General features: G+C 38.3%; 21 protein-coding genes. 9 read left to right on the top strand and 12 right to left on the bottom strand.

Features of this window, described 5'->3' with window-relative positions:
* The 5 genes from QUE72_RS11045 to QUE72_RS11025 form a co-directional block, all read right to left on the bottom strand.
* Complete coding sequence (locus QUE72_RS11045; RefSeq protein ID WP_286269020.1) at positions 1-1,968, bottom strand: hypothetical protein; 1,968 nt, start codon at positions 1,966-1,968, stop codon at positions 1-3.
* 84 nt (positions 1,969-2,052) lie between these two features.
* A complete protein-coding gene (locus QUE72_RS11040) occupies positions 2,053-2,454 on the bottom strand; it encodes a DUF2069 domain-containing protein (RefSeq protein WP_074496698.1) in 402 nt (133 codons plus the stop codon).
* 10 nt (positions 2,455-2,464) lie between these two features.
* Positions 2,465-2,803 carry an arsenate reductase (glutaredoxin) gene (arsC, locus tag QUE72_RS11035; RefSeq protein WP_286269018.1) on the bottom strand — a complete coding sequence of 113 codons (339 nt, stop codon included), beginning with the start codon at positions 2,801-2,803 and terminating at the stop codon, positions 2,465-2,467.
* A gap of 7 nt (positions 2,804-2,810) precedes the next feature.
* A complete protein-coding gene (gene bepA / locus QUE72_RS11030) occupies positions 2,811-4,328 on the bottom strand; it encodes a beta-barrel assembly-enhancing protease (RefSeq protein ID WP_286269017.1) in 1,518 nt (505 codons plus the stop codon).
* The gene (locus QUE72_RS11025) at positions 4,325-4,921 is read right to left on the bottom strand and encodes a hypothetical protein (protein ID WP_286269016.1); all 597 of its coding nucleotides are present in this window, start codon (positions 4,919-4,921) and stop codon (positions 4,325-4,327) included. The genes bepA and QUE72_RS11025 overlap by 4 nt, the downstream gene beginning before the upstream one ends.
* Positions 4,922-5,024: 103 nt before the next feature.
* On the opposite strand from QUE72_RS11025, the gene QUE72_RS19010 reads away from it, so the two are divergent.
* The gene (locus tag QUE72_RS19010; RefSeq protein ID WP_139302564.1) at positions 5,025-5,252 is read left to right on the top strand and encodes a sulfurtransferase TusA family protein; all 228 of its coding nucleotides are present in this window, start codon (positions 5,025-5,027) and stop codon (positions 5,250-5,252) included.
* 4 nt (positions 5,253-5,256) lie between these two features.
* Positions 5,257-6,321 (top strand): AI-2E family transporter, encoded by a 1,065-nt coding sequence (locus QUE72_RS11020; protein ID WP_074496692.1) that lies wholly within the window; start codon positions 5,257-5,259, stop codon positions 6,319-6,321.
* A 69-nt stretch (positions 6,322-6,390) separates the two neighbouring features.
* Here QUE72_RS11020 and bcp read toward each other — a convergent pair whose 3' ends face one another.
* Together bcp and QUE72_RS11010 are read right to left on the bottom strand one after the other, a co-directional pair.
* Entirely contained in the window at positions 6,391-6,858 is a 468-nt protein-coding gene (bcp, locus tag QUE72_RS11015; RefSeq protein ID WP_074496691.1) for a thioredoxin-dependent thiol peroxidase, read from the bottom strand.
* 14 nt (positions 6,859-6,872) lie between these two features.
* On the bottom strand, positions 6,873-7,403 hold the full coding sequence (locus QUE72_RS11010; protein WP_074496690.1) for a glycine cleavage system protein R: 531 nt from the start codon (positions 7,401-7,403) through the stop codon (positions 6,873-6,875).
* A 352-nt stretch (positions 7,404-7,755) separates the two neighbouring features.
* On the opposite strand from QUE72_RS11010, the gene bamC reads away from it, so the two are divergent.
* Positions 7,756-8,847 carry an outer membrane protein assembly factor BamC gene (gene bamC, locus QUE72_RS11005; RefSeq protein WP_286269011.1) on the top strand — a complete coding sequence of 364 codons (1,092 nt, stop codon included), beginning with the start codon at positions 7,756-7,758 and terminating at the stop codon, positions 8,845-8,847.
* 95 nt (positions 8,848-8,942) lie between these two features.
* On the opposite strand, the gene QUE72_RS11000 is transcribed toward bamC, so the two are convergent.
* Positions 8,943-10,265, bottom strand: a complete 1,323-nt coding sequence (locus QUE72_RS11000) for a Na+/H+ antiporter NhaC family protein (protein ID WP_286269009.1) — start codon at positions 10,263-10,265, stop codon at positions 8,943-8,945.
* 274 nt (positions 10,266-10,539) lie between these two features.
* On the opposite strand from QUE72_RS11000, the gene QUE72_RS10995 reads away from it, so the two are divergent.
* The 6 genes from QUE72_RS10995 (at position 10,540) to greA (ending at position 17,700) form a co-directional block, all read left to right on the top strand.
* Positions 10,540-11,163, top strand: coding sequence for an FKBP-type peptidyl-prolyl cis-trans isomerase (locus QUE72_RS10995; protein ID WP_074496687.1), 624 nt, complete (start codon positions 10,540-10,542; stop codon positions 11,161-11,163).
* Between the two features lie 52 nt (positions 11,164-11,215).
* Positions 11,216-11,647 (top strand): hypothetical protein, encoded by a 432-nt coding sequence (locus QUE72_RS10990; RefSeq protein WP_286269008.1) that lies wholly within the window; start codon positions 11,216-11,218, stop codon positions 11,645-11,647.
* Positions 11,648-11,668: 21 nt separating this feature from the next.
* The gene (dapB, locus tag QUE72_RS10985) at positions 11,669-12,478 is read left to right on the top strand and encodes a 4-hydroxy-tetrahydrodipicolinate reductase (RefSeq protein WP_074496685.1); all 810 of its coding nucleotides are present in this window, start codon (positions 11,669-11,671) and stop codon (positions 12,476-12,478) included.
* A 255-nt stretch (positions 12,479-12,733) separates the two neighbouring features.
* On the top strand, positions 12,734-13,864 hold the full coding sequence (gene carA / locus QUE72_RS10980; protein ID WP_286269006.1) for a glutamine-hydrolyzing carbamoyl-phosphate synthase small subunit: 1,131 nt from the start codon (positions 12,734-12,736) through the stop codon (positions 13,862-13,864).
* A gap of 21 nt (positions 13,865-13,885) precedes the next feature.
* Positions 13,886-17,110, top strand: coding sequence for a carbamoyl-phosphate synthase large subunit (gene carB, locus QUE72_RS10975; RefSeq protein WP_074496683.1), 3,225 nt, complete (start codon positions 13,886-13,888; stop codon positions 17,108-17,110).
* Positions 17,111-17,223: 113 nt separating this feature from the next.
* On the top strand, positions 17,224-17,700 hold the full coding sequence (gene greA, locus QUE72_RS10970) for a transcription elongation factor GreA (RefSeq protein WP_074496682.1): 477 nt from the start codon (positions 17,224-17,226) through the stop codon (positions 17,698-17,700).
* Between the two features lie 79 nt (positions 17,701-17,779).
* On the opposite strand, the gene QUE72_RS10965 is transcribed toward greA, so the two are convergent.
* From QUE72_RS10965 to QUE72_RS10950, 4 genes are all read right to left on the bottom strand, one after another.
* Positions 17,780-18,637: an AraC family transcriptional regulator gene (locus QUE72_RS10965; protein WP_286269002.1), complete on the bottom strand. Its 858-nt coding sequence runs from the start codon at positions 18,635-18,637 to the stop codon at positions 17,780-17,782.
* Between the two features lie 160 nt (positions 18,638-18,797).
* Positions 18,798-20,180 carry an alkaline phosphatase gene (locus QUE72_RS10960; protein WP_286269001.1) on the bottom strand — a complete coding sequence of 461 codons (1,383 nt, stop codon included), beginning with the start codon at positions 20,178-20,180 and terminating at the stop codon, positions 18,798-18,800.
* Between the two features lie 16 nt (positions 20,181-20,196).
* Positions 20,197-21,375, bottom strand: coding sequence for an endonuclease/exonuclease/phosphatase family protein (locus tag QUE72_RS10955; protein ID WP_286268999.1), 1,179 nt, complete (start codon positions 21,373-21,375; stop codon positions 20,197-20,199).
* A 2-nt stretch (positions 21,376-21,377) separates the two neighbouring features.
* Entirely contained in the window at positions 21,378-22,007 is a 630-nt protein-coding gene (locus QUE72_RS10950; protein ID WP_074496678.1) for a TetR/AcrR family transcriptional regulator, read from the bottom strand.
* Between the last annotated feature and the right edge of the window lie 595 nt (positions 22,008-22,602).

The following is a 22,602-nucleotide window of genomic DNA, read 5'->3' as shown; positions in this document are numbered from 1 at the left end:
TTAGTAAACGAATTTACGGCCTTTACCGTGGCGCTTTTCTCCATCTTTTGGGATCAACCTAGTATCAATTTGTTTAGCTTTAGCGGCTAATTGCCCCGCTAAAGAGTGTGCGTTAATGGTAGCATCTTCTGAAATATTGATACTTTCTGACCAGCTTTTAGATGGATCTAACGGTGTTGCTGCTGGCATATTTGCAAGAAAATCTGCTGCTTCTGTTGCAAATTCAGGAATAATACGCTCAGTAACAAATTGCACGCGCGGCTTTATTTGTGTTTCGCCTTCACGGCCACGTTGGCCCCATACAATATCATCGTAGTCTTGGTCGCTTACAGCAACATCACGGTCTACACCGTAGCGTGCTTTCATCATAAAACCATCGAATAAAATGGCATAATCTTCACGTGTTGAACTATAGCTGTAAAATTGCGGTGCACCTTCTGTTTTAAACAGGTTGGCGACATCTTCCATGGTGTAGGCTTTTTGTTGCTCAGTAATTAACGTTGGATCTTGGAAGCGGACTTGACCAAGTTTCGTCATTTCATTTTGCCCACCTGTCGCCCAACCCTGGTCTAACGGTAATGCTCGTTGTAAATCGTCAGATTGAATTTCTTGATCAGTAAAAAGTCGGTTTACTAACGTTAAGAAAGTAGTATTGCTTTCGTTTAATTCATCCCAACTCGTAGATGGGAAGTAATCATTGGCATGAGCAAGTTCATGGTAGAGCAATGAAGCAAAATCGTACTCAGCATTTTTCATTGAGCGAGTACTTCTAAAGCGAAGAGGGTAGTAATAACTAGCATATTCGTTATCTTTTACATAGCGCCATGGAATTTCAAACTGCAATTCGCTACCAAAGCCCGCGCGAAAATCAGGGGCTTGGTTTATCGTGTCACGTTGTGTGGGTGTTTCCCATAAATCACTTGGGTCAAGATAAATGGCGCCAGTATATGGATGGTAAAATGACGGGCGAATATCATAAGAAAGCACAACTGCGGTGGTGGCTCTTAACAAGTTTTTAAAGTCATCGTGTTCATCATACTGTTCAAGGAACTTTTTAAATTGATCGCCCATCCATTGGTGTGAAACCACCACACGATCCATAATTTCGTCAACAGTTGGTGTTTCAGAAATATGCGCTATTAATGGCGTTTGGTTAAAGTTACATGAGTTGCTGTAAGTCGCTTTGTTTGAATACACACAATCAATGAGCTTTTGACCCGCAGGTGAATTTTCGTTGTATAAGAATACATCAGCGATACGTTCATCAAATGGAACGTAATTTCTTTCCCCAAGGACAGTAGTACTGCTTTCAACTAATATTGATATATCATCAGAAACTGATTCACCGTTAAGCGTACCCGATACGGTGAAAGTTAACAGGGTGTCTTCGCTTACGTCAGGAGCATCAAAAAAAACGGCAACTTTGCCATCAGTGCTGTCAGCAGTAAATTCTACATCTGGACCCTGAGTTTTGGTCCACGATAAACTTGCTTGCTCTTGTTCTGTTAAATCAATTAATTGAGGTGCGTATGAGATTAATGAAACGCTGTTGCCTTCAACTACCGCATGACCAAGTCGAGCAGTTAATGTAGCTACATCACTTGTTACGGTAAACTCTTTAGTTAATGACTGTTGTTGACCATTTTCGTTAAAGGTGATTTCAAAGCTATAATCACCCGCAACCGTTGGTGTAAAGCCAATAACCTTACTGGTGGTAGCATAAACTTCAAGGGTATCACCTGCCGTTTGCTGCCATTGAATATCACTGATCGTGCTACCAGGTGCTAATAGTACTAATTCAGTGGATTGACCTAGTGCTACTGTTTGTTCTGCTTGTACAACCTCTGCCGATGTACTATTTACCGGTGGTGTGATAGGTGTTGTTGGTGCTTTTGTTGATGAGGAACCGCCGCCACCACATGCGGAAAGGGCGAGCCCTAACGATATTGTAATAAGAGTTTTTTTCATCGTTTAATACTTCATATGTTTGTTAAATTTAGCCGGAAAATACTAACACACTTGTTAATATACTGTTAATAGCTAATGTTTCATTTAATCAGCCTGATCTGTATCTTTTTTCTTACGAATACTAAGACCGAGTTCTTGCCCGCGATATTTCGCAAAGTAGGTGCCAGAGATAAACATCATAGTGGCAAAGGTTAGTTCAATAATAGCCCACCAAAAGTCGCTGGTTGATACCCAAAGAGTCGTCAGGCCATGTAGAAAGTACCACATGACAATAAAGTTTGACCAAGCAAAGGTGTAGGGGTTTCCTTTCAGTAATCCTCGAAGCGGAAACAATAATGGGAGCCAAAAAAATAATAAGCTAAGTGTTGGTGAAAGTTCATCTGAAGGATTTAACCATAATAACCAGAGTGGTATATAAATTAATAACGAAAAATAGCCTGTTAGGGCTATTTTTTTATGTTGTTGGGTTGAAAAGTACTGCTTCATCTATGGTGACTTATAAAATGGCTAAAACATTTTCAGGAGGACGACCAATCACTGCTTTGTTTTGATTAACGACAATAGGGCGTTCTATTAATTTAGGGGTATTTGCCATGGCAGCTATTAATGTTTGTTCATCGGCATCTTTCAAATGTTGTTCTTTAAATTCAGTTTCTTTTGTTCGCATCATTCCAATGGCTGAAACACCTAATTTTGCCATTAAACCTTGAATCTCTGACTCATTAAGTGGTGTTTTTAAATACTCAATAACGTTGATTTCAGCATTTTTTTCTTCCAATAATTGCAATGTTTGACGGCTTTTTGAGCATCTTGGGTTGTGATAAATGGTTAACATATTTGTCCTATTTGCTTAAGCGTTTAAGTTTTTCTTCTTGAGATTGAAATTGTAAAATTCTGGCTTTAATGCGCTTTCTAATCAATGGTGACTCATCAGCGAAATTATAGCCTGTTTGCAGTTCATCAACTGCACGTGAAAAGCCGCCTAATAAAGCAATGATTTCAGCTTTTGCTGCATGCATCATTGCCATTTTCTTTTGTTTTCGGTAAACCGTGACTAACAAATCGTAGGCAATGTAACTGTCAGGTTGTAAAATTAAATAGTCTTCTAAAAGTGTTTCAGCTTCTGCGTATTTTTCAGCTTCAATAAGCGCATTACTATAATTAAGTGCAACAACTTGGTTATTTGGCATGAGCTTGTTTAATTTGCTTAACATTTCAAGTGCAGCGTCAAAATTTTTGGTGTTGATATAAATATCCGTTAATACATCAATATAAAACAAATTATGTTCATCAGCAGCGAGTAAATCTAACAATATTTGTTGTGACTGCTCATACTCTTTATTTTCAAAATAAGCGACAGCGAGAGCATATTCAGCTGCGGCTTTGAAGGCATATTGTTTTTTATTTATTCGTTTTTTGAATGTCAAAATATTATTCTTCGCTTCACCTTGATAGCGCGCTTCTATTCGTGCTTTTGCTAGGTGGAAAGCTAAACTAGGTCTGACGTTACGGGTATTATAGTTTTGTGCTCTAACGCGTGCATCAGAAATACGAGATTCAGGTAAAGGATGAGTGAGTAACATTGCAGGCGGCTTGCTCGTATAACGATATGTTTCAGCCATTTTACCAAAAAAATTAGGTGCACCCATTGGATCAAAACCACTATCTACTAGCAATCTAATACCTACGCGATCCGCTTCTTTTTCGTTACCTCGAGTATAGTTAATTGCTGCTTGTTGTGAAGCCGCCATACTGGTACTTAATGCAGCCATACCGACAGTTGGGTTAATGAGCGTTAATAACACTCCTGAAATTAATCCTGCTGTTGATAATGTTTGGTTTTGTTGCTGTGTTTCAATTCTACGTGCTAAATGGCGCTGGGTTACGTGAGATATTTCATGCGCCACAACAGATGCAAGTTCACTTTCTGTATCTGCGGCGGCTAATAAACCGGTATGAATACCGATATGACCACCAAAAAAGGCGAAGGCGTTTAATTCATGATTGTTTAGAAAAAAGAACTTGAAGCTATAATTTACGTCGTTGGCATTTCGCACCATACGATTACCAAGGTCGTTGATGTATTCATTCAGAATAGGATCATGAACAATAGGTTGCGTAGCTCGCAACTGACGCATCATTGCATCGCCAACCTGCCGTTCTTTTTCGATAGATAGAACACTGATCCCTGCTGCGCCTATATCTGGTAACGCATTTCGATTATTTTCTTGTGCGTGTAAATGCGCGCTAAAAAGTGCATAAGAAATTAAGGCAGAATGTAAAATCGGTTTTATACAGAAACGATGAATACTGCGAGATGATTTCATTGAAGAGATGATTTTATTCAAATTAGCGCTCATTTTTCTACTTGGCTTCGGTACCCAATTTCTTGGCAAAATTGAGCAATGTTATAACCTATGACGTCAACGACCTCAAATGATTCCGTTAAAATATCAATTAACTCCATTGTTTTGTTATGAGCAAAACGAATTAACGCTAAGTCAGCTTCATCACCTTTTTTATATGAAAAAATGATAAAAGACACAATAGCATTAATACGAAATAGCATTTGCATAGTTTCAGGTACCCAATGAATAAAAGGGCACCTAGGATGTTTATGCAAACTAACCGCTAATTTTTCACCATTCATCACTGGAAAACAATGCAATTCGTAATCGTGTTTTGTGTAAACATGTTGCAATGCAATTTTAGGCTTATGTTTGACAACAATGTCGCCTTTTTCATTTTGAGAAGCTTTTAATAATGACAAATTCCAGCTGTTTCTATCCAATATTTGACGGTAAGCACTTTCAAACCCGTGTGTTAGTATACTTTCTAATTCGCTTAAGGCATTACTGGTTAGCTGATAAATTGGCGGCACATCTCCCCAAGCAAGTTGCTTTTTCTTCGCATTGATTGTTTTCAAGTCGAAAGGAAAGGGCGCATCATTCATTCATCAAAACCATATCGTTAATTAAATATATATTATATATGTTATTGTAATCAATTGTCGCAAATAAGATAATCAAACGAAAGTGTGATTTGGTGTTTAAACGTTGACGATTTATCAATACGATGGCACAAATGACAAGTGTCCATTGCCTTTAGTGAAGATGCGTGTTTTGTTAAAAAAATTAACAAAACACGATGTTTGTGTTATTCAAATATCTGATCCTAGTTCTTTATCGGATATTCCAAAGTTTCTTCAACAAAAAGGTTATCATTTTCAGCAGTCACAGCTTAACATTAAGGTGACGGAGCTTCGTATAACAACAGGTAAGTGAGTATATGTTTTCTTTCTTCTCTCAATGGTACAAAAAAAAATTCTCTGATCCTCAAGCAGTCACACTTGTGGTTATTTTATTGATTGCGTTTATCGCTGTTTACTTTCTATCAGGTTTATTAATGCCGATTTTAGTTGCAATAGCGATTGCCTTTCTCTTGGACTTACCGGTTAATCGCTTATCGCATTTAGGACTTTCGCGCAAATGGTCTTCCGTGATTGTTGTCTGCTTGTTTGTCGGGATAACGCTTGTCACCATGCTAGGCTTAATGCCGATTATTTGGCGACAAAGTAGTAATTTATTACAAGAAGTACCAGCGATGTTGGCGCATGGTCAAGAATATTTATTAACTTTACCTGAAAGGTATCCTGAGTTTATTAAAGCGGATCAAATTGAATCAGTATTAACGCTTACGAAAGAAAAGTTTATAGATTGGGGACAGTTGATTTTACAAGCATCATTGAACTCTATTTCAGACGTTGTTGCCTTAATGATTTACCTAATACTTGTACCCATTATGGTGTTTTTCTTTCTTAAAGATAAACAAGAATTATTTGCTAGTTTTATGTCGTTTTTCCCCAAGGAACGTCGAATGGCATCTCAGGTGGGTGATGAAATGAACCTACAAATTATGAATTATATTCGCGGTAAAGTGATTGAAATAATCATTATTGGCGCAGTATCAACGATCACATTCACCATTTTAGGGTTAAATTATTCATTATTGTTGGGTGTGTTAGTGGGGCTGTCAGTATTAGTGCCATACGTTGGCGCAACGTTAGTGACTTTTCCGGTGATGGTCGTTGCACTTTTTCAATGGGGTGTTACGACGGACTTTGGCTATGTCATGATTGCTTATGCCATCATACAGGCATTAGATGGTAATTTATTAGTACCGTTATTGTTTTCAGAAGCGGTAAATTTGCACCCTGTTACCATTATTATTGCCGTGATCATTTTTGGTGGTATGTGGGGATTTTGGGGAGTGTTTTTCGCTATTCCGTTAGCAACATTGGTAAAAGCAGTGCTAAATGCATGGCCAAGTGCTGAGTTTGCTACGCCTCAATAAGGTGTGAAGCACATTAAAAAGGGCAGTAGATATCTGCCCTCATTTGAAAGACTTTAGTAAGCTGTCAAGTTAGCTTGCAAGAACGTCTAAAACGACTTCATGGTGGTTTTTGGTTTTGAATTTATCAAAAACATGTTTAATTTTGCCATCTAGTCCGATAAGAAAACTAATACGATGAATACCATCATATTCACGGCCCATGAATTTTTTTAATCCCCATACACCAAATTCTTCAGCAACTTGATGATCTTCATCTGAAAGTAAGGTGAAATTTAATTCATCACGTTGGCAGAACTTGTTTAGTTTTTTAGGGGCATCAGGGCTAATACCAAAAACAACCGTGTTGTGTTCTTCAAGAGCTGCTTTACTGTCTCTTAAGTTTTGTGCTTGTACCGTACAACCAGGTGTCATGGCTTTAGGATAAAAATATACTAACACCTGCTTTTTACCAATATAATCGGCTAAGTTGATGCTTTCTTCATTTTCATTCAATAAAGAAAACAGCGGAGCAGTTTCACCAACGGTTAATGTTTTCATAATTATGTTCCTATTTATAAAGAGTGTTGTGTGACTTTTCTAATACGGCCTTGAACGTCAATTTGTTCACATAATGCAAAAAAGTCTTTCTCTAATTCTTCAATCGGCATTTTTTCATTAAGCGCGATGTGCACCATGGCACTCATATGATTTGTTTCAGGGTCGATCTCTGATTTTAATGAAGAAATATCGATACTTCGGGTCGCAAAAAAAGCGGTAACAGCTTTTAAAAGACCTGGCTGATCAATACCAGCATAGTCAACTTGATAATGTTCTGTATAGTCTTGCCGTTTATAGTCAGAGGTGCGTTTCATCATGGTGATCAAATCACGCTTGATAGCAACAGCAGGCAACTTGCTTTCAAGTTGGTTAATGGCTTTTGCACTACCTTTTAGTAACATGATCATGGTAAATTCAAGGCCAAAAATTGCCATTTTACTGTCAACAATATTACAGCTACATTCACTCGCAAGTTTTGTTAAATTACTAACGCTACCTGTTCGATCAGGTCCCATAACAGTTAGTACCAAATACTGTGATGACATTTTTTACCTATAGTCAGTTGAAAAGGGGGCAGCATTGTACCGAAAATTGAACAATAGTGCACCCGTCAATATTTCTGATTTATGCGATGACTTATAATTGCGTGGATGCCACTACTAGGTCTACAAGTCAACGCGTTTAATAACCTGTTTTACAATGAATTAAAGTTGAACAGATCCAAGTTATTTAGTGTTATGCTCAAGAATAATTCTTGAGTTTGCATAGCTCTACAAGTACCATGTAGCCTTAATTAATCCATATAATAAATGAACTTTGTCTTAAACAAAGCGTCTATCTTGTCACTTACATTAATAAGATTGATAAACATGTATAGTGAATACGTTGGGAGTATGAATGAATCGTAAGCTTTTTGGTTTCTCGCTAGTAGCATTAGCTGTAGCAGGATGTAGTAACGTTAGTAAAAAACAAGCCAGCGGCGATTTTGAATACGCCGAAATAAAGGAAGCAAAAACATTATCAATTCCCAAAGATTTATCTGCACCGAAAAAAAAGCAAAATTTTGAGGTACCAGATAACATTAATCATCAGGGTTCTATTGGTCGTGAAGTTGACGTAAGAGCGCCTTCTTTGGTATTGCCTGTTGCCACTTCTTCTCGTGTTGAATCAACCACGCATAATGCGAAAATTTGGTTTGATCAAGTGCTTGAAGAGCGTGAGTTGCTCGATTTTATCTATCAGGCGTTAAAAACTCAGCTTGAAGATGATGGTGTTGGCCTAGATGTTATCGATGCAGAAAACCTGATTTACGAATCTCAGTGGTATAACCGTGAGAAAGAATCAGGAGTTTGGTTATTTGAGGAAGTCGAGTTAACAGAGAGTTTTAGGTTTCGCTATCAATTTGAAACGAAGCCCCATGGTAGAAGTGTCGCTTTATCTGTTAAGTTAGTTGATTATATGCGTACTGATCAATCAGGTACCTCGAAAAAAATGGCATTACTGGATCAAGAACGTGCTGAAATGGCAATGTTAAATGAGATTGTTGCGCAAGTTGATTTTCAGTATCGTAAACAACAACAAGAAAATCGTTTGATGCGCGCTAATCAAAAGTTGGTCTCTACGGGTGAGAATTCACAGGGACAGCCAGCATATATTGTTGAGATGGCATTAGACTCATTATGGCCGAATATGCCTATTTTCTTTGAAGATTATGGCTTTACTGTTACTGATCTTAATGAGTCTAAAAAAATATATTATGTTGACTTTGTTAAGCCAGATGTTGGTTTATGGGACAAACTATGGGGTGATGACGTGCCTGTGCTTGAGTTGTCTGACCAACAATATCAGTTTGTACTTGAATCGATAGAAGATGATAGTAAAACAACAGTGACGATTATAGATGATCAAGGCAACGTGTTAGACCAAGAAACCTTAACGCGTATTTTCCCCGTGATGGAAGCGGCATTATCATTTCGTGACATTTATTAATTGAACGATAACTTAACGTTAAAAGGCCAGTAAAACTGGCCTTTTTTATGTCAAAACTTTATTAAAGAAATAACTGTTTTTTGTAAGCTACGCTGTTACTTCTTTGTCACTCGCCAAAATGCAAAGCTTGCTACAAATAGTAAAATCATTGGGTAGTAGGCATGTGACACCACTGCTAATGGTGATAATTGCAATGTTGTTCCAAGCAGTAATGCTTGAGCGCCATATGGTAATAAGCCTTGGTTAATGCAAGCAAATATATCTAAAATACTAGCAGAATGTGCAGGTGACAACGCGCCATCTTCTGCGAGCTCTTTAGCGGTCTCGCCTGTAACAATTATAGATACGGTATTGTTTGCGGTAAAAAAGTTACAAATGAAAGCTAAACAAGCAATGCCAAAGCCAGCTGCCCGTTTGTTATTATTACGATAAATACGTCTTGCAATACGTTCTACAAGGTCTGTTAATGCCGCTAAGCCACCTTGTCGTTTGATTAATTCACTTAAACCACCAATGAATAGCGCTAATATGAATAAATCTTGCATATTGGCGAACCCTTGATTGATATCATTTATCCAGGTTGATAAAGCGTAACCTGTTTGCCACATCCCGACACCAGCAGCTAAAACAATACCTATGACTAAAACGATAAATACATTGACGCCAAGTAGCGCCAGTATAAGGATGGCGATATAAGGAAGAAGACCAATGATATTTGTTTCACTTGCGGCAATAGTAGGCATAGTAACGCCCATACTGGCAAATAAAATAATACATAATATGGCAGCGGGTACAGCAAAGGTGAAGTTCACTTTAAACTTGTCTTTCATTTTCGCCCCCTGAGATCGGGTCGATGCAATTGTTGTATCAGAGATAATAGACAAGTTATCACCAAAGATAGCGCCCGATATAATCACCCCTGCAATGACACTACTATCGACATCAGAAGCTTCAACCAAGCCTAGTGCTATAGGGGCAATTGCAGCGATAGTGCCCATTGATGTGCCCATAGCAGTAGAGATAAAAGCGGCAACTAAAAATAAACCCGGTAAAAGTAAAAAATCTGGAAATAAGGAAAGGCCAAGTTGAACACTCGCGTCAACACTTCCAGTCGCTTTGGCAACAACGGCGAATGCCCCTGCTAACAAATAAATGAAACACATGGTAATAATGTTCGGGTGGCCTGCACCATTAATAAACTGTCCTATCTGTTCACTGATAGGTTGCCTACCCATAAAAATTGCAATAATGATGGCTGGAATAATAGCGATGCTCGCAGGAAGTTGATAAAACGCAAATTCAACTCCTTGCATGGTTAACACGATACCAGTACCTAAAAATATACTGAGAAAAACAGCAAATGGAAACAGGCTAAATAAGTTCTTAGTAGGCGCAGTTGTTGCGGATTGATCTGTCATTGGAATATTTCAAAAGAATAATTTTTATTATTGCCAACAATAAAGTTTTTTTTCTAAATGTCTATGACTTTTCTGTGCAAATATTTTAGGCCGAGCAAATAATTAATCGAATATGGCGTCAATCCTGCTATAAAGCGTGGTGCTTGGTTTAATTATAATAAATAACAAAATGAGCCCGATTGTGACTACAGACATACAATGGTTTGTGCTATCCTAGCGCGAATTTTCTATCCATATCTACTGTAAAAGGTAGGTAGCTAAAAAAGTGAATATTATGTCTGATAAATTATTTGAAACTATTGAACAACGCGTAAGCTACGGTGTAGGCCGTCAACTGGGTGATCAACTTCGCAACAACCCTTTTAAAGATTTTGATGTTACTGCCGTTCAAGCGGGTTTAGCTGACGCAATGGCAGCTGCAGATAGCCAAGTATCTGAAGCTGATTTAAATGAAGCCTTTTCCGTTGTTTCAAAAAAACTACAAGAACAAGAACAAGAAGAAGCAAAAGTAAAAGCTGCTGAAGGCGAAGCTTATTTAGTAGAAAACGCTAAGCGTGATGACGTTGTTGTTTTAGAGTCTGGTCTTCAATATGAAGTGATCACTGAAGGTGAAGGGGAAAAACCAACAGCTCAAAGTACAGTACGTACGCATTACCACGGTACATTCATTAACGGTGATGTTTTTGATAGCTCTTATGATAGAGGTCAACCTGCGGAGTTTCCTGTTGGTGGCGTCATTCAAGGTTGGACTGAAGCACTACAATTAATGCCAGTAGGTTCTAAATGGCGTTTACATGTACCTTATAACCTAGCTTATGGCGAAAGAGGCTCTCAAGGAGCAATACCTCCATACGCTGCTTTAGTGTTTGATGTTGAGTTATTAGACATCATCAGCTAATTAAACAAAACGATAAGCCGGGTGTTCCCGGCTTTTTTATGGGATCAATATAATGTTAGTTGCAGCAGACATAAACGCATTGTTTAAACGTTATCTTGCCGGCTTTATTCAGCAAAACCTTGCTGAGGTAGCAAGTTGCTATCAAACGCCTTGCACGTTAACTACACCCGAAGAAATGCAATATATCGTTGATGATGCACAATTAGAATGCACTCTGCTTGAAATATTTTCTCAGTTATCTGTTGCTAATGTGGCAGAAATAAAGGTGCCGTATGGCAGTTTTGATACCATAAACACTGAACTTGCATTAGTTTGTTTGCATTGGCAATTTATTGACCAGAACCAACAAACGTTTGCAGAATTTTGTGCTTTTTATCATATAGAATTGACTGCTCAGGGGAAGGCAACAATTCGTCATGTGATATCACATGATCTTAGTGAGTTAAAGCATCTTAGCACAACTATTAATTTTGATAATATTTAGACTTTGGAAATGAACAATACTATGAATGTTAACGTAGCTGTTTTGGGAAGCAGCGGTCGAATGGGTAGAAACTTAATACAGGCTGCAGTAGAACATCAACAAACCTTGTTGGTTGGTGGCACGGTTAGAGCAAGCTCTTCTTTTTCTCAAGTTGATTTAGGCGAATTAGCTGGCATAGGTAAGATAGACGTAAAGGCAACGACTGAACTTTCATCATTACTTGCTGCTGATGTGTTTATCGACTTTACTTCTATTGAGTCAACCTTTGAGCATTTAGCTTGGTGCCAACAACATAATAAAGCGATAGTCATTGGTACTACAGGATTTAGTGATGAGCAAGTAGAGAAAGTAAAAGAATATGCCCGAGATATTCCGGTAATTTTAGCGCCAAATACCAGTGTAGGGGTGAATGTTCTATTCAAACTATTAGAAATGGCGGCCAAAGCGGTTGGTGATTTTACCGATATTGAAATTTTTGAGGCACACCACCGGTTTAAAAAAGATGCTCCGTCAGGAACGGCAATGAAAATGGGCCAAGTCATTGCAGATACCTTGGGGCGTGATCTTAATAAAGTTGCTGTTTATGGCCGAGAAGGTATAAGCGACGAACGGAAACAAGATACTATTGGCTTTGCTACCGTCAGAGCGGGTGACATTGTTGGTGAGCATACTGCTTTTTTTGCTGATTTGGGTGAACGATTAGAAATTACGCATAAAGCAACCACACGCATGACTTTTGCTTTAGGTGCAATGCGTGCAGCTACATGGCTTAACACAGCAAAACCCGGTTTTTATGACATGCAGGATGTACTAGGGTTAAAAGACGTTTAGGCCTAGTTTATTGTTAAGTATTAACTAAGTAAAATGTACTTTTTAACCCTTTAGATACAATTTCGCGGCTAAAGGCTACTTTTTACATTTTTAACTGGACGTTATTATTAAATCAGCGTAGAATGCGCGGAATTTGTCAAAAATTTGTTTTTTGTGAATTGATTGGCAGATTAATAAAGCAACTTTCGCGCTTAATATCACCATGTTTTGATGGTGTAAAATATTAAGATTTATTTCTTCTTTTCGGAGGTTAAATTGACTAAATCTGCAATTTTAGTGCTAGAAGACGGCACAACATTTAAGGGCACCGCTATTGGTGCAGAAGGGGCCGCCGTTGGTGAAGTAGTATTTAATACTTCAATGACTGGTTACCAAGAAATATTAACTGATCCCTCGTACGCAGAACAAATTATTACCCTCACTTATCCCCATATTGGCAACACAGGCACAAATAAAGAAGACGAAGAGTCTGAGACTATTTGGGCTAAAGGCCTTGTTATTCGGGATTTACCATTACTTGCTAGTAACTTCAGAAACGAAGAAACGCTTACTGAATACCTTATTCGTAATAATATCGTTGGTATTGCCGATATCGATACACGTAAATTAACACGTATATTACGAGAAAAAGGTGCTCAAAATGGTTGCATCGTTGCTGGTGAAAACATTGATGAAGCAACTGCTTTAGCAAAAGCAAAAGCATTTCCTGGCTTAAAAGGAATGGATTTAGCGAAAGTGGTTTCTGTTAAAGAATCTTACCAATGGACAGAAGGAAGTTGGCAATTAGGTACAGGTCATGTAACACCTGAAAAGTTTGACTTTCACGTAGTTGCCTATGATTTTGGTGCGAAACGTAACATTTTACGTATGTTAGTGGACAGAGGCTGTAAACTTACAGTAGTGCCTGCGCAAACAACTGCCGAAGAAGTACTAGCCCTTAAACCTGATGGAATATTTCTATCAAATGGCCCTGGCGACCCTGAACCCTGTGATTATGCGATTAAGGCTATTAACGCTTTTCTTACAACCGATATGCCAATTTTTGGTATTTGTTTAGGTCATCAGCTACTTGGTTTAGCCAGTGGTGCAAAAACAACCAAAATGAAATTTGGTCATCATGGTGCAAACCATCCAGTAAAAGATTTTGATCGTAATGTTGTGATGATCACTTCGCAAAATCATGGTTTCGCTGTCGACGAAGAGAATTTACCTGAAAATTTAAAAATAACGCACAAGTCATTATTTGATGGTTCTCTACAAGGTATACACCGTACTGACAAGCCTGCATTTAGTTTTCAAGGGCACCCTGAAGCAAGCCCAGGCCCCCACGATGCAGCACCGTTATTTGATCACTTTATTGAACTTATCAACGCTCGTAACTCATAAGATTGTGGAGATTTAAACACTATGCCAAAACGTAATGACATAAAAAGTATCCTAATCTTAGGTGCTGGTCCTATTGTAATCGGTCAAGCCTGTGAGTTTGACTATTCAGGCGCTCAAGCATGTAAAGCTTTGCGTGAAGAAGGTTTTCGAGTTATTTTAGTGAACTCTAACCCTGCAACGATCATGACAGATCCTGACATGGCCGATGCAACGTATATTGAGCCTATTCATTGGGAAGTTGTACGTAATATCATTGAAAAAGAACGCCCTGATGCTGTGCTACCAACAATGGGTGGCCAAACGGCATTAAACTGCGCGCTAGAATTAGAAGCGAATGGTGTTCTAAAAGAATTTGATGTTGAAATGATTGGTGCAACAGCTGATGCGATAGACAAAGCCGAAGATCGTAGTCGTTTCGACAAAGCAATGAAAAGTATCGGCCTTGAAACGCCGCGTGCTGAAATTGTTCACTCAATGGAAGAAGCTAAAGCAACCGCTAAACGCATCGGTTTTCCTTGTATCATTCGTCCTTCGTTTACTATGGGTGGTACAGGCGGTGGTATTGCTTATAACCAAGAAGAATTTGAAACCATTTGTACACGAGGCTTAGATCTTTCACCTACCAACGAATTATTAATTGATGAATCATTAATTGGTTGGAAAGAATATGAAATGGAAGTGGTTCGCGATAAAAATGATAACTGTATTATCATCTGTTCTATTGAAAACTTTGACCCAATGGGTATTCATACGGGTGATTCAATCACGGTTGCACCTGCTCAAACGCTAACGGATAAAGAATACCAAATAATGCGTAACGCTTCTTTGGCGGTATTGCGTGAAATTGGTGTTGAAACGGGTGGTTCAAACGTACAGTTTGGCGTTTGCCCAGATACTGGCCGAATGGTTATTATTGAGATGAACCCGCGTGTTTCACGTTCGTCGGCACTAGCATCTAAAGCGACAGGTTTCCCAATTGCTAAAATTGCTGCCAAGCTGGCTGTTGGTTATACCCTTGATGAACTTTCAAATGATATTACCGGTGGTGCAACGCCAGCATCATTCGAACCTACCATTGATTACGTTGTGACTAAAATCCCACGTTTTAACTTTGAAAAATTTGCTGGTTCTGAAGATCGCTTGACCACGCAAATGAAGTCTGTGGGTGAAGTCATGGCAATTGGCCGTAACCAACAAGAATCGATGCAAAAAGCATTGCGTGGTTTAGAAGTTGGTGCTTCTGGTTTTGACCCACAAGTTGATGTCACTCAACCGGGTGCAAAAACAAAGATTATGCATGAGCTTCAAGAAGCCGGTGCTGATCGAATTTGGTACGTTGCTGATGCATTCCGTTTAGGTCTTTCGGTTGATGATGTCTTCCGGTTGACCAAAATTGATCGTTGGTTCCTTGTGCAAATTGAAGATATTGTACTTGAAGAACAAAATGTTGCAGAAAATGGTATGGCGGGGCTAACACCTGAGTACTTACGTCAATTGAAACGTAAAGGGTTTGCGGACTTACGCTTAGCATCATTAATTGGTGTTAGTGAAACTGAGATACGTAAAAAACGTCATAGTGCTGAAATATTCCCTGTTTACAAGCGTGTTGATACTTGTGCAGCAGAGTTTAAATCAGACACTGCCTATATGTATTCAAGCTATGATGAAGAGTGTGAATCTGCGCCTACTGATAATAAGAAAATTATTATTTTAGGTGGTGGTCCTAACCGCATTGGTCAAGGTATAGAGTTTGACTACTGTTGTGTACATGCTGCATTAGCATTGCGTGAAGACGGTTATGAAACAATAATGGTTAACTGTAACCCTGAAACAGTGTCTACCGATTATGATACGTCAGATCGTTTGTACTTTGAACCGATTACTTTTGAAGACGTATTAGAAATTGTACGTGTTGAAAAGCCTGTCGGCGTTATTGTGCAATATGGCGGTCAAACACCGTTGAAATTAGCACGAGCGTTAGAAGCTGCAGGTGTTCCGATTATTGGTACTTCCCCTGATGCTATTGACCGTGCAGAGGATAGAGAACGTTTTCAACAAGCGGTTGAGCGTTTAGAGTTATTACAACCTGAGAATGCAACGGTTACTTCTGTAGAAGAAGCGCTTGTAAAAGCAGAAGCGATCGGGTTTCCTTTAGTGGTTCGTCCATCATATGTTTTAGGTGGCCGTGCAATGGAAATTGTATACGACCTAGAAGACTTACGCCGTTATATGAACGAAGCGGTAAGTGTTTCCAATGAAGCGCCAGTATTGCTTGATCACTTTTTAGATGATGCGATTGAAGTTGATATTGATGTGTTATGTGATGGCGAAAGTGTTGTTGTTGGCGGTATTATGCAACACATCGAACAAGCAGGTGTTCACTCTGGTGATTCCGCATGTTCATTACCTGCGTATAGCTTGAACCAAGAAGTACAAGATGTTATGCGTAAGCAAGTATCAGATCTTGCCTTTGAATTAGGTGTTGTTGGCTTAATGAATACTCAGATGGCAGTGAAGGATGGTCAGGTTTACCTCATTGAAGTTAACCCGCGTGCAGCACGTACTGTGCCGTTTGTTTCTAAAGCAACGTCAGTTCCTTTAGCAAAAATTGGTGCACGAGTAATGGCAGGTAAAAAACTGGCTGAGCTTGGTATTACCGAAGAAGTCATTCCACCTTATTTCTCTGTAAAAGAAGTGGTTATCCCGTTTAATAAGTTCCATGGTAGTGACCCTCTTGTAGGTCCTGAAATGCGTTCTACAGGTGAAGTAATGGGCGTAGGTAAAACGTTTGAAGATGCATACGCTAAAGCTAACCTTGGTGCTGGTGTATCGGTGCCTAAATCAGGTAGAGCGCTTATTTCTGTCAGAAACAGCGACAAAGAACGTGTTGTTGAACTGGGTAGAAAAATGGTGGAACTTGGCTATGAAATAGATGCTACGCACGGCACTGCTGTTGTGTTAGGTGAAGCCAATGTACCGTGTCGTCTTGTCAATAAGGTACATGAAGGTCGCCCACATATTCTTGATAGAATTAAAAATAGCGAATATAACTACATCATTAATACGACAGAAGGGCGTAAAGCCATTGAAGACTCTAAAGTATTGCGAGGTGGGGCATTACGTTATAAAGTACCTTATACTACGACATTGAATGCCGCTTATGCATCATGCCAAGCACATGCAGCAGATGCACTTAAAACGGTTAACTCTATTCAGGAATTACATGCGTTATGCGCTAAAGGCTAACGTAGAGTATTCTTTGTCGAATGATGACAGTTCTGTTAAGCTAGTCATTATTGGTAATAAAGTTTGATATAAAGGTGGCTTTGACCACCTTTATCTTTTAGGAAAAGGAAATAATGAATCAATACCCTATGACGCTTAAAGGTGCTGAAGCCTTGCGTGATGAATTGAACTATTTGAAATCAGAAAAGCGCCCTGAAATCATTGAGGCAATTGCTGAAGCTCGTGAACACGGTGATTTAAAGGAAAATGCAGAATATCATGCAGCCCGTGAACAGCAGGGCTTTTGTGAAGGGCGCATTCAAGATATCGAAGGTAAACTTGGTAACGCACAAGTTATTGACGTAACTAAAATTCCTAATAATGGTAAAGTGATTTTTGGTGTTACAGTAACGCTTTTAAACATAGATACAGAAGAAGAAATGACTTACCAAATTGTAGGTGATGATGAAGCCGATATTAAAAATAATCGCATTTCAGTAAATTCACCGATTGCTCGCGGGCTAATTGGTAAAACGGTTGATTCTGAGGTTGAAATTACCACGCCATCTGGTTTGGTTGAATATGAAATTATCGCGGTAGAACATAAGTAATATTTGCTAGGTTCAGCTGTTAAAAAACCGATAAACCTTGTTTATCGGTTTTTTTTGCAATATTGACGGTGTTATTTCGTTATTGTAGCGGCAAATAGATATTTAATGTTGCTTGATGTGGCGCGACATCAGGGTACATGGTTAATCGTTCAATGATACAGGGAAAGTCAGCAAGAGTTTCATCATTATGGTTTAACCAATCACTGTAGAGAAAGTTAAGTGCGGTTGCTAGCCCTTGGTCGGGCCCTTGATAAGGTAATTTTGCACATTTCATTTTAGGAATTATTTGGCTGAAAATTTGATATTGTTCATTTGAAAGTTCATGTTTAGTTTCTGCGCAAATGTCAAAAATGAATGTACTTGGTTCAGCTTGTTCTGGATCACTGTAAAGTAAATTAAAAGTTTTAGACTGATCAGGAGGTGTGTGATGTGCTCTTCGCCATTGAATAAAATGTTGCACACTGGCCATTATGTTTGCGGGATCGCCTTGATGTCGGTAGGTGGCAACACAGGTACGTGGAAAATCAATAATTGATACGTCATTATTATTATAATGGATCATGTTAGCTTCCTCTTTAGCTAATGCTGGCGTAATAAGCCATGGTTTATTGTTTGGTGTTAATCGAAAATCACGAGGAGATTGTTTAAACTTCTTTTTAAATGCTCTACTAAACGCCTCTAAAGATTGATAGCCGGCATCAAAAGCAATGTCGGTAATATCTTGATCGCGTAAATACACTTGATGAGCAGCACGAATCAATCGTCTTGTTTGCACGTACTGACGAAGTGGTTGTTTTACTTGGGCGCTAAATAATCGATGAAGATGAAAACTTGAAATAGCCGATTGCTTACTTAACTCTGAAAGGGTAAGAGACTCCGCGAGGTTTTCTTCAATATAGTTAATCAGCGTTTGTATCTTTATAGAATATTGCGACATTGACAATCCTGAATGATTTTTAGCTACTTTAAACCGATGAACTCAAGTGTGCTTGATAAAACTTGCGTAAAAAAGCCAGCAATTGAATTTGCTGGCTTTTATTCGTGAAGAACTTCGCGTTTGTGTTTAATGCGATTAGTTTAACAGTAATTCATTAACCCTAGTTATTTTCAATCAAGGTAAACACACCCTTCGCAATATCAGTGTTATCTATTAATCCTTCAAAAATAGCACTTTGGGCACCAATGGCGTAAACAGGTACATCTACCGCTGTATGACCGGAGGTTGTCCAGCCTGTATTCGTTTTGCGATCAATAATGCTATTTAATGCGCGATACAGCGCATACTTAACACTTGGTTTACGTTGCTTCTTTTGTTGCTCAGGGGTTAACTGTAAATATGCTTGTAGCTTAGATAACGCTTTTTCTTTCGCTTCAATAACGTTTGTAACATCTTCGTCTTCTAGTGTTATATTTGCTAGTGCAGCACTTAGGCTTGTTTTTGAAATTTCACTATCAGCCAGAACTTGAGCGGCAGCAGACGTTGATGTTTTCATCTCTCGTAGCATTTCAGGTGACCATCGGTATTCACCTTTAGCCGCTAATGTTAAGCCACCAGTGCTATGATCTGCAGTTAAAATTACTTGTGTATTTGGATTAGAATCAACATAACTTTCTAAATACGCTAATGTTTGTGCTAAATCGTGCATTTCAGCCATTGCACTATTTATATCGTTGCTGTGCCCAGCCCAATCAACTTGGCTTGCTTCAACTAGCATAAAAAAGCCATTAGGGTTTTCTAAATGAGACAACGCGGTTTTCGTCATTTCTAATAATTTACCTCCGCCATTATCTAAGGCTGGAGGTAAACCAACATCTGCGAATAAACCAAGTAGTTTATTGTTTGTATTTGTTTGCGAAAGTAGTTCGAAGTTGTCGATATAATCAAAACCTGCTTGTTTGAACTCATTCACTAAATTTCTATCATCTCGAATGAAATACTGCCAACCACCACCGAGTAACACATCGACTTGTATACCATTATCAATATAGCTATCAGCAATGGCATTATAGTTTTTTCGGCTTTCATTGTGAGTGATGTATGCCGCTGGTGTAGCATGATTAACTTGTGAAGTTACGACCACACCCGTTTTTTTACCTAATGCTTTGGCGCGTTGTAATACCGTTTCAACGGGCTGTTTGTTGACATCAACACTAATGGCTGAATTATATGTTTTCACACCCGCTGCTAGGGCCGTTGCACTTGCTGCAGAGTCAGTAACTCGGCCAGATTCCTGGGCTGGATAGGTGCTGCTCATGCCAACAAGGTGTTTGTCAAAAACAGTTTGCTCTATATTGGGTGTTGATGGGGTGTCGGCATAATAACGGTATGCTGTAGGGAAGGCCGGGCCCATGCCATCTGCAACAATCATAATCACATTAGTAGTGGGGGTTTTTGTTACAGGTTGTTTGGTGGCTTCACTTGTCGTATTACAACCTAAAGTGATTGAAGCAACGGCAAGAGAGATTAACAGTTTTTTCATTTGCTTTTCCATAAAATTAATAATCGGTTAATAAAATATCAATCCAGACTAAACGATGATCTGAAGACGCCTTTCTAGACTCTATTAACCGGTAATTGTCATCATTTTTTTCTGGCCAAAAAACACCTGAATCAACCACTTTAAAGCCATGCTTAGAAGGTAATAAATAGTCTGCTCTCATACGCCAATAGGCCGTATGATTAGCGGCATGTTTGTTGTCTGGTGAGTGTTGTGACGCTGCATTACTACTTGGTTTAGGATCTTGAACATTAGGATGATCAATGAGTGCACTTATACTGCTATTGATAGCATCGCCTTCAACTGGGGATGCATTTAAATCTCCAGCAATCACGAACAAATCGCCTTTATTTAAGCCACCAGATTTTTTGTTGTCATCATAGATATAATCACTTTTACCTGGTGTTATATAATCATGCCAAAATCGTATTTCATCGTGATTACGTTTACCATTTCTATCTTCTGGTCCATCAAATACTGGTGGAGTAGGGTGACTGGCGAGTACGTGTAATGTGGTATCGTATATTCGAATAGGTATATCCCAATGGGTTTTAGAAGATAACCTTAATGCTTGCCATACTTCTTTAGAGTAGTAATCTTCTCCAGTTTTAGGGTCTACTGGCTTTAATGCGCCAGGCATATCACTCCATTTAAATTTCTGAAAGGTTCTAATATATTGAGCATCAATGGGGTAGCGCGACATTATCGCCATTGAATATTGTCCTGGAAAATATCCAAAACCGTGAGTGTCGCTAGGGTGTGTTATTTTTCCATCACCATTAGCATCTGCTGGTAATAAAACACCTGTGTTTACTGGCGATTGGTACGAAAAAGAATAATGGATCGGCTGTTGTCCATTTTGACCAACCGATAAAAAGTTATCCATGAATGTTAGCATGGCTTCTCGGCCAACATTTCTATGGTTATCAATCTCATTGATTAATAATATATCAGGGTTCACACGTTGAATAATTTCGGCAATATTTTTGATTTGTTGATGCTCATTTTTCATTGCATCAAGAAGTTCTGTACCTGTGACCTTGCTGTTATCGTTTTGTTGAATATAATTTAACGCTTCCATACTGACATTAAAGGTTGCAACGCGTATCGGTTTTTTCGCTTGAACGTGAGTAGACATTAGCAGTAAAAAGCCTGTAATTGTAATAAGTAGTTTCATGTTTATTTTATTCCTAGTCCTTTTAAAATAAAGCCTGTTAGAAACTGCGTAACATGCTCTATATCCTCTTCCTCATAATCTGCACGGTTCATTATCGTCAGAATTTGTGTTTCAAAATCAGCATAGTGTTGCGTTGTTGACCAAATTAAGAAAATTAAGTTGACAGGGTCTACTTCTGTCATCCTTCCTTCGTTAATCCACTGTTGAAACACTTTTGATTTTTCTCTAACCCACTTTCTTAGATATGTTCGAGCAAATTCTTTTAAATGTTGTGCGCCTTGAATAATCTCCATGGCATATATTTTAGACGCTTTAGGCGCTTTAAATGACATGTTAACTTTAGCAGCAACAAACTTTTCGATGGCGACTTTTGGGCCATCTTCATAAATAATATCACCAATTCCTTCATCCCACATGTCTAATGTTTGTTCTAATACCGCATGGTAAATATTTTCTTTATTTTTAAAATAATACAATACGTTTGCTTTTGGCAATCCGGCTTGGTCTGCTATTGATTGAACGGTAGCACCTTTATAGCCATGGGTTATGAATTCATCTTGCGCAGCAATTAATATTTTTTGCTCGCTTTTGATGCGGATCTTTCCTTGCTTTTTGTTTGAAGTATCAGTCATATGTTTACTTATTATTATGGTTGTCTAATCGGTCGACTATTTTAATGTTGCTTACACTAGCAGAGATTGTATTCTGCATGCAATCACAATGCGGTAGTTCGCCTTTAGCGCAATAAATAGCGTTAATAAAGTGATGATTATAACGCTTATAAAGAGACTTTTACAAAAGCTAAGTTATTCGATATGAAATGAATAATTAGTATTGTGAATGAAATATTATATGATTATTTGGTTATTTAAGTTTTAATATGTAACTCATTGTTTTTATTTGTTTATATTGCTACTTATTAATATCTTGACTAAATGGTTATATTATAAGGTGTCGATTCTTTAGAAAAAAATCATATTAAAATAGAGAAAAAATCAAAATAAATGCCATTAGAGTAATGAATGTTTAACCATTTGTTTTATATGTGTTTTTATTTTTGTGGTCGGTTTTTTAACGCTGATGTTTAATTGTTTTTTAACTTGTATTTATCATGTTTGTGAAATAGTGTAATAAAAGTGTAAAAAAAGTCTGCTCTAATTTATAATAAATAAAGACTTTGAACCGTACATCTTTGTTGTGCTTTTTGAACAACTGGTCAACAAAATG

Origin of the sequence: Thalassotalea hakodatensis (assembly GCF_030295995.1) — a bacterium.
GTDB classification, from domain to species: domain Bacteria; phylum Pseudomonadota; class Gammaproteobacteria; order Enterobacterales; family Alteromonadaceae; genus Thalassotalea_C; species Thalassotalea_C hakodatensis.
This window is presented reverse-complemented; position numbering and strand designations above follow the sequence as displayed.

Bases quoted from the DNA above. Each gene is read 5' to 3' on its own strand.
- QUE72_RS11045 (WP_286269020.1), bottom strand. From the start codon at position 1,968: ATGAAAAAAACTCTTATTACAATATCGTTAGGGCTCGCCCTTTCCGCA.
- QUE72_RS11040 (WP_074496698.1), bottom strand. From the start codon at position 2,454: ATGAAGCAGTACTTTTCAACCCAACAACATAAAAAAATAGCCCTAACA.
- arsC (WP_286269018.1), bottom strand. From the start codon at position 2,803: ATGTTAACCATTTATCACAACCCAAGATGCTCAAAAAGCCGTCAAACA.
- bepA (WP_286269017.1), bottom strand. From the start codon at position 4,328: ATGAGCGCTAATTTGAATAAAATCATCTCTTCAATGAAATCATCTCGC.
- QUE72_RS11025 (WP_286269016.1), bottom strand. From the start codon at position 4,921: ATGAATGATGCGCCCTTTCCTTTCGACTTGAAAACAATCAATGCGAAG.
- QUE72_RS11020 (WP_074496692.1), top strand. From the start codon at position 5,257: ATGTTTTCTTTCTTCTCTCAATGGTACAAAAAAAAATTCTCTGATCCT.
- bcp (WP_074496691.1), bottom strand. From the start codon at position 6,858: ATGAAAACATTAACCGTTGGTGAAACTGCTCCGCTGTTTTCTTTATTG.
- QUE72_RS11010 (WP_074496690.1), bottom strand. From the start codon at position 7,403: ATGTCATCACAGTATTTGGTACTAACTGTTATGGGACCTGATCGAACA.
- bamC (WP_286269011.1), top strand. From the start codon at position 7,756: ATGAATCGTAAGCTTTTTGGTTTCTCGCTAGTAGCATTAGCTGTAGCA.
- QUE72_RS11000 (WP_286269009.1), bottom strand. From the start codon at position 10,265: ATGACAGATCAATCCGCAACAACTGCGCCTACTAAGAACTTATTTAGC.
- QUE72_RS10995 (WP_074496687.1), top strand. From the start codon at position 10,540: ATGTCTGATAAATTATTTGAAACTATTGAACAACGCGTAAGCTACGGT.
- QUE72_RS10990 (WP_286269008.1), top strand. From the start codon at position 11,216: ATGTTAGTTGCAGCAGACATAAACGCATTGTTTAAACGTTATCTTGCC.
- dapB (WP_074496685.1), top strand. From the start codon at position 11,669: ATGAATGTTAACGTAGCTGTTTTGGGAAGCAGCGGTCGAATGGGTAGA.
- carB (WP_074496683.1), top strand. From the start codon at position 13,886: ATGCCAAAACGTAATGACATAAAAAGTATCCTAATCTTAGGTGCTGGT.
- greA (WP_074496682.1), top strand. From the start codon at position 17,224: ATGAATCAATACCCTATGACGCTTAAAGGTGCTGAAGCCTTGCGTGAT.
- QUE72_RS10965 (WP_286269002.1), bottom strand. From the start codon at position 18,637: ATGTCGCAATATTCTATAAAGATACAAACGCTGATTAACTATATTGAA.
- QUE72_RS10960 (WP_286269001.1), bottom strand. From the start codon at position 20,180: ATGAAAAAACTGTTAATCTCTCTTGCCGTTGCTTCAATCACTTTAGGT.
- QUE72_RS10955 (WP_286268999.1), bottom strand. From the start codon at position 21,375: ATGAAACTACTTATTACAATTACAGGCTTTTTACTGCTAATGTCTACT.
- QUE72_RS10950 (WP_074496678.1), bottom strand. From the start codon at position 22,007: ATGACTGATACTTCAAACAAAAAGCAAGGAAAGATCCGCATCAAAAGC.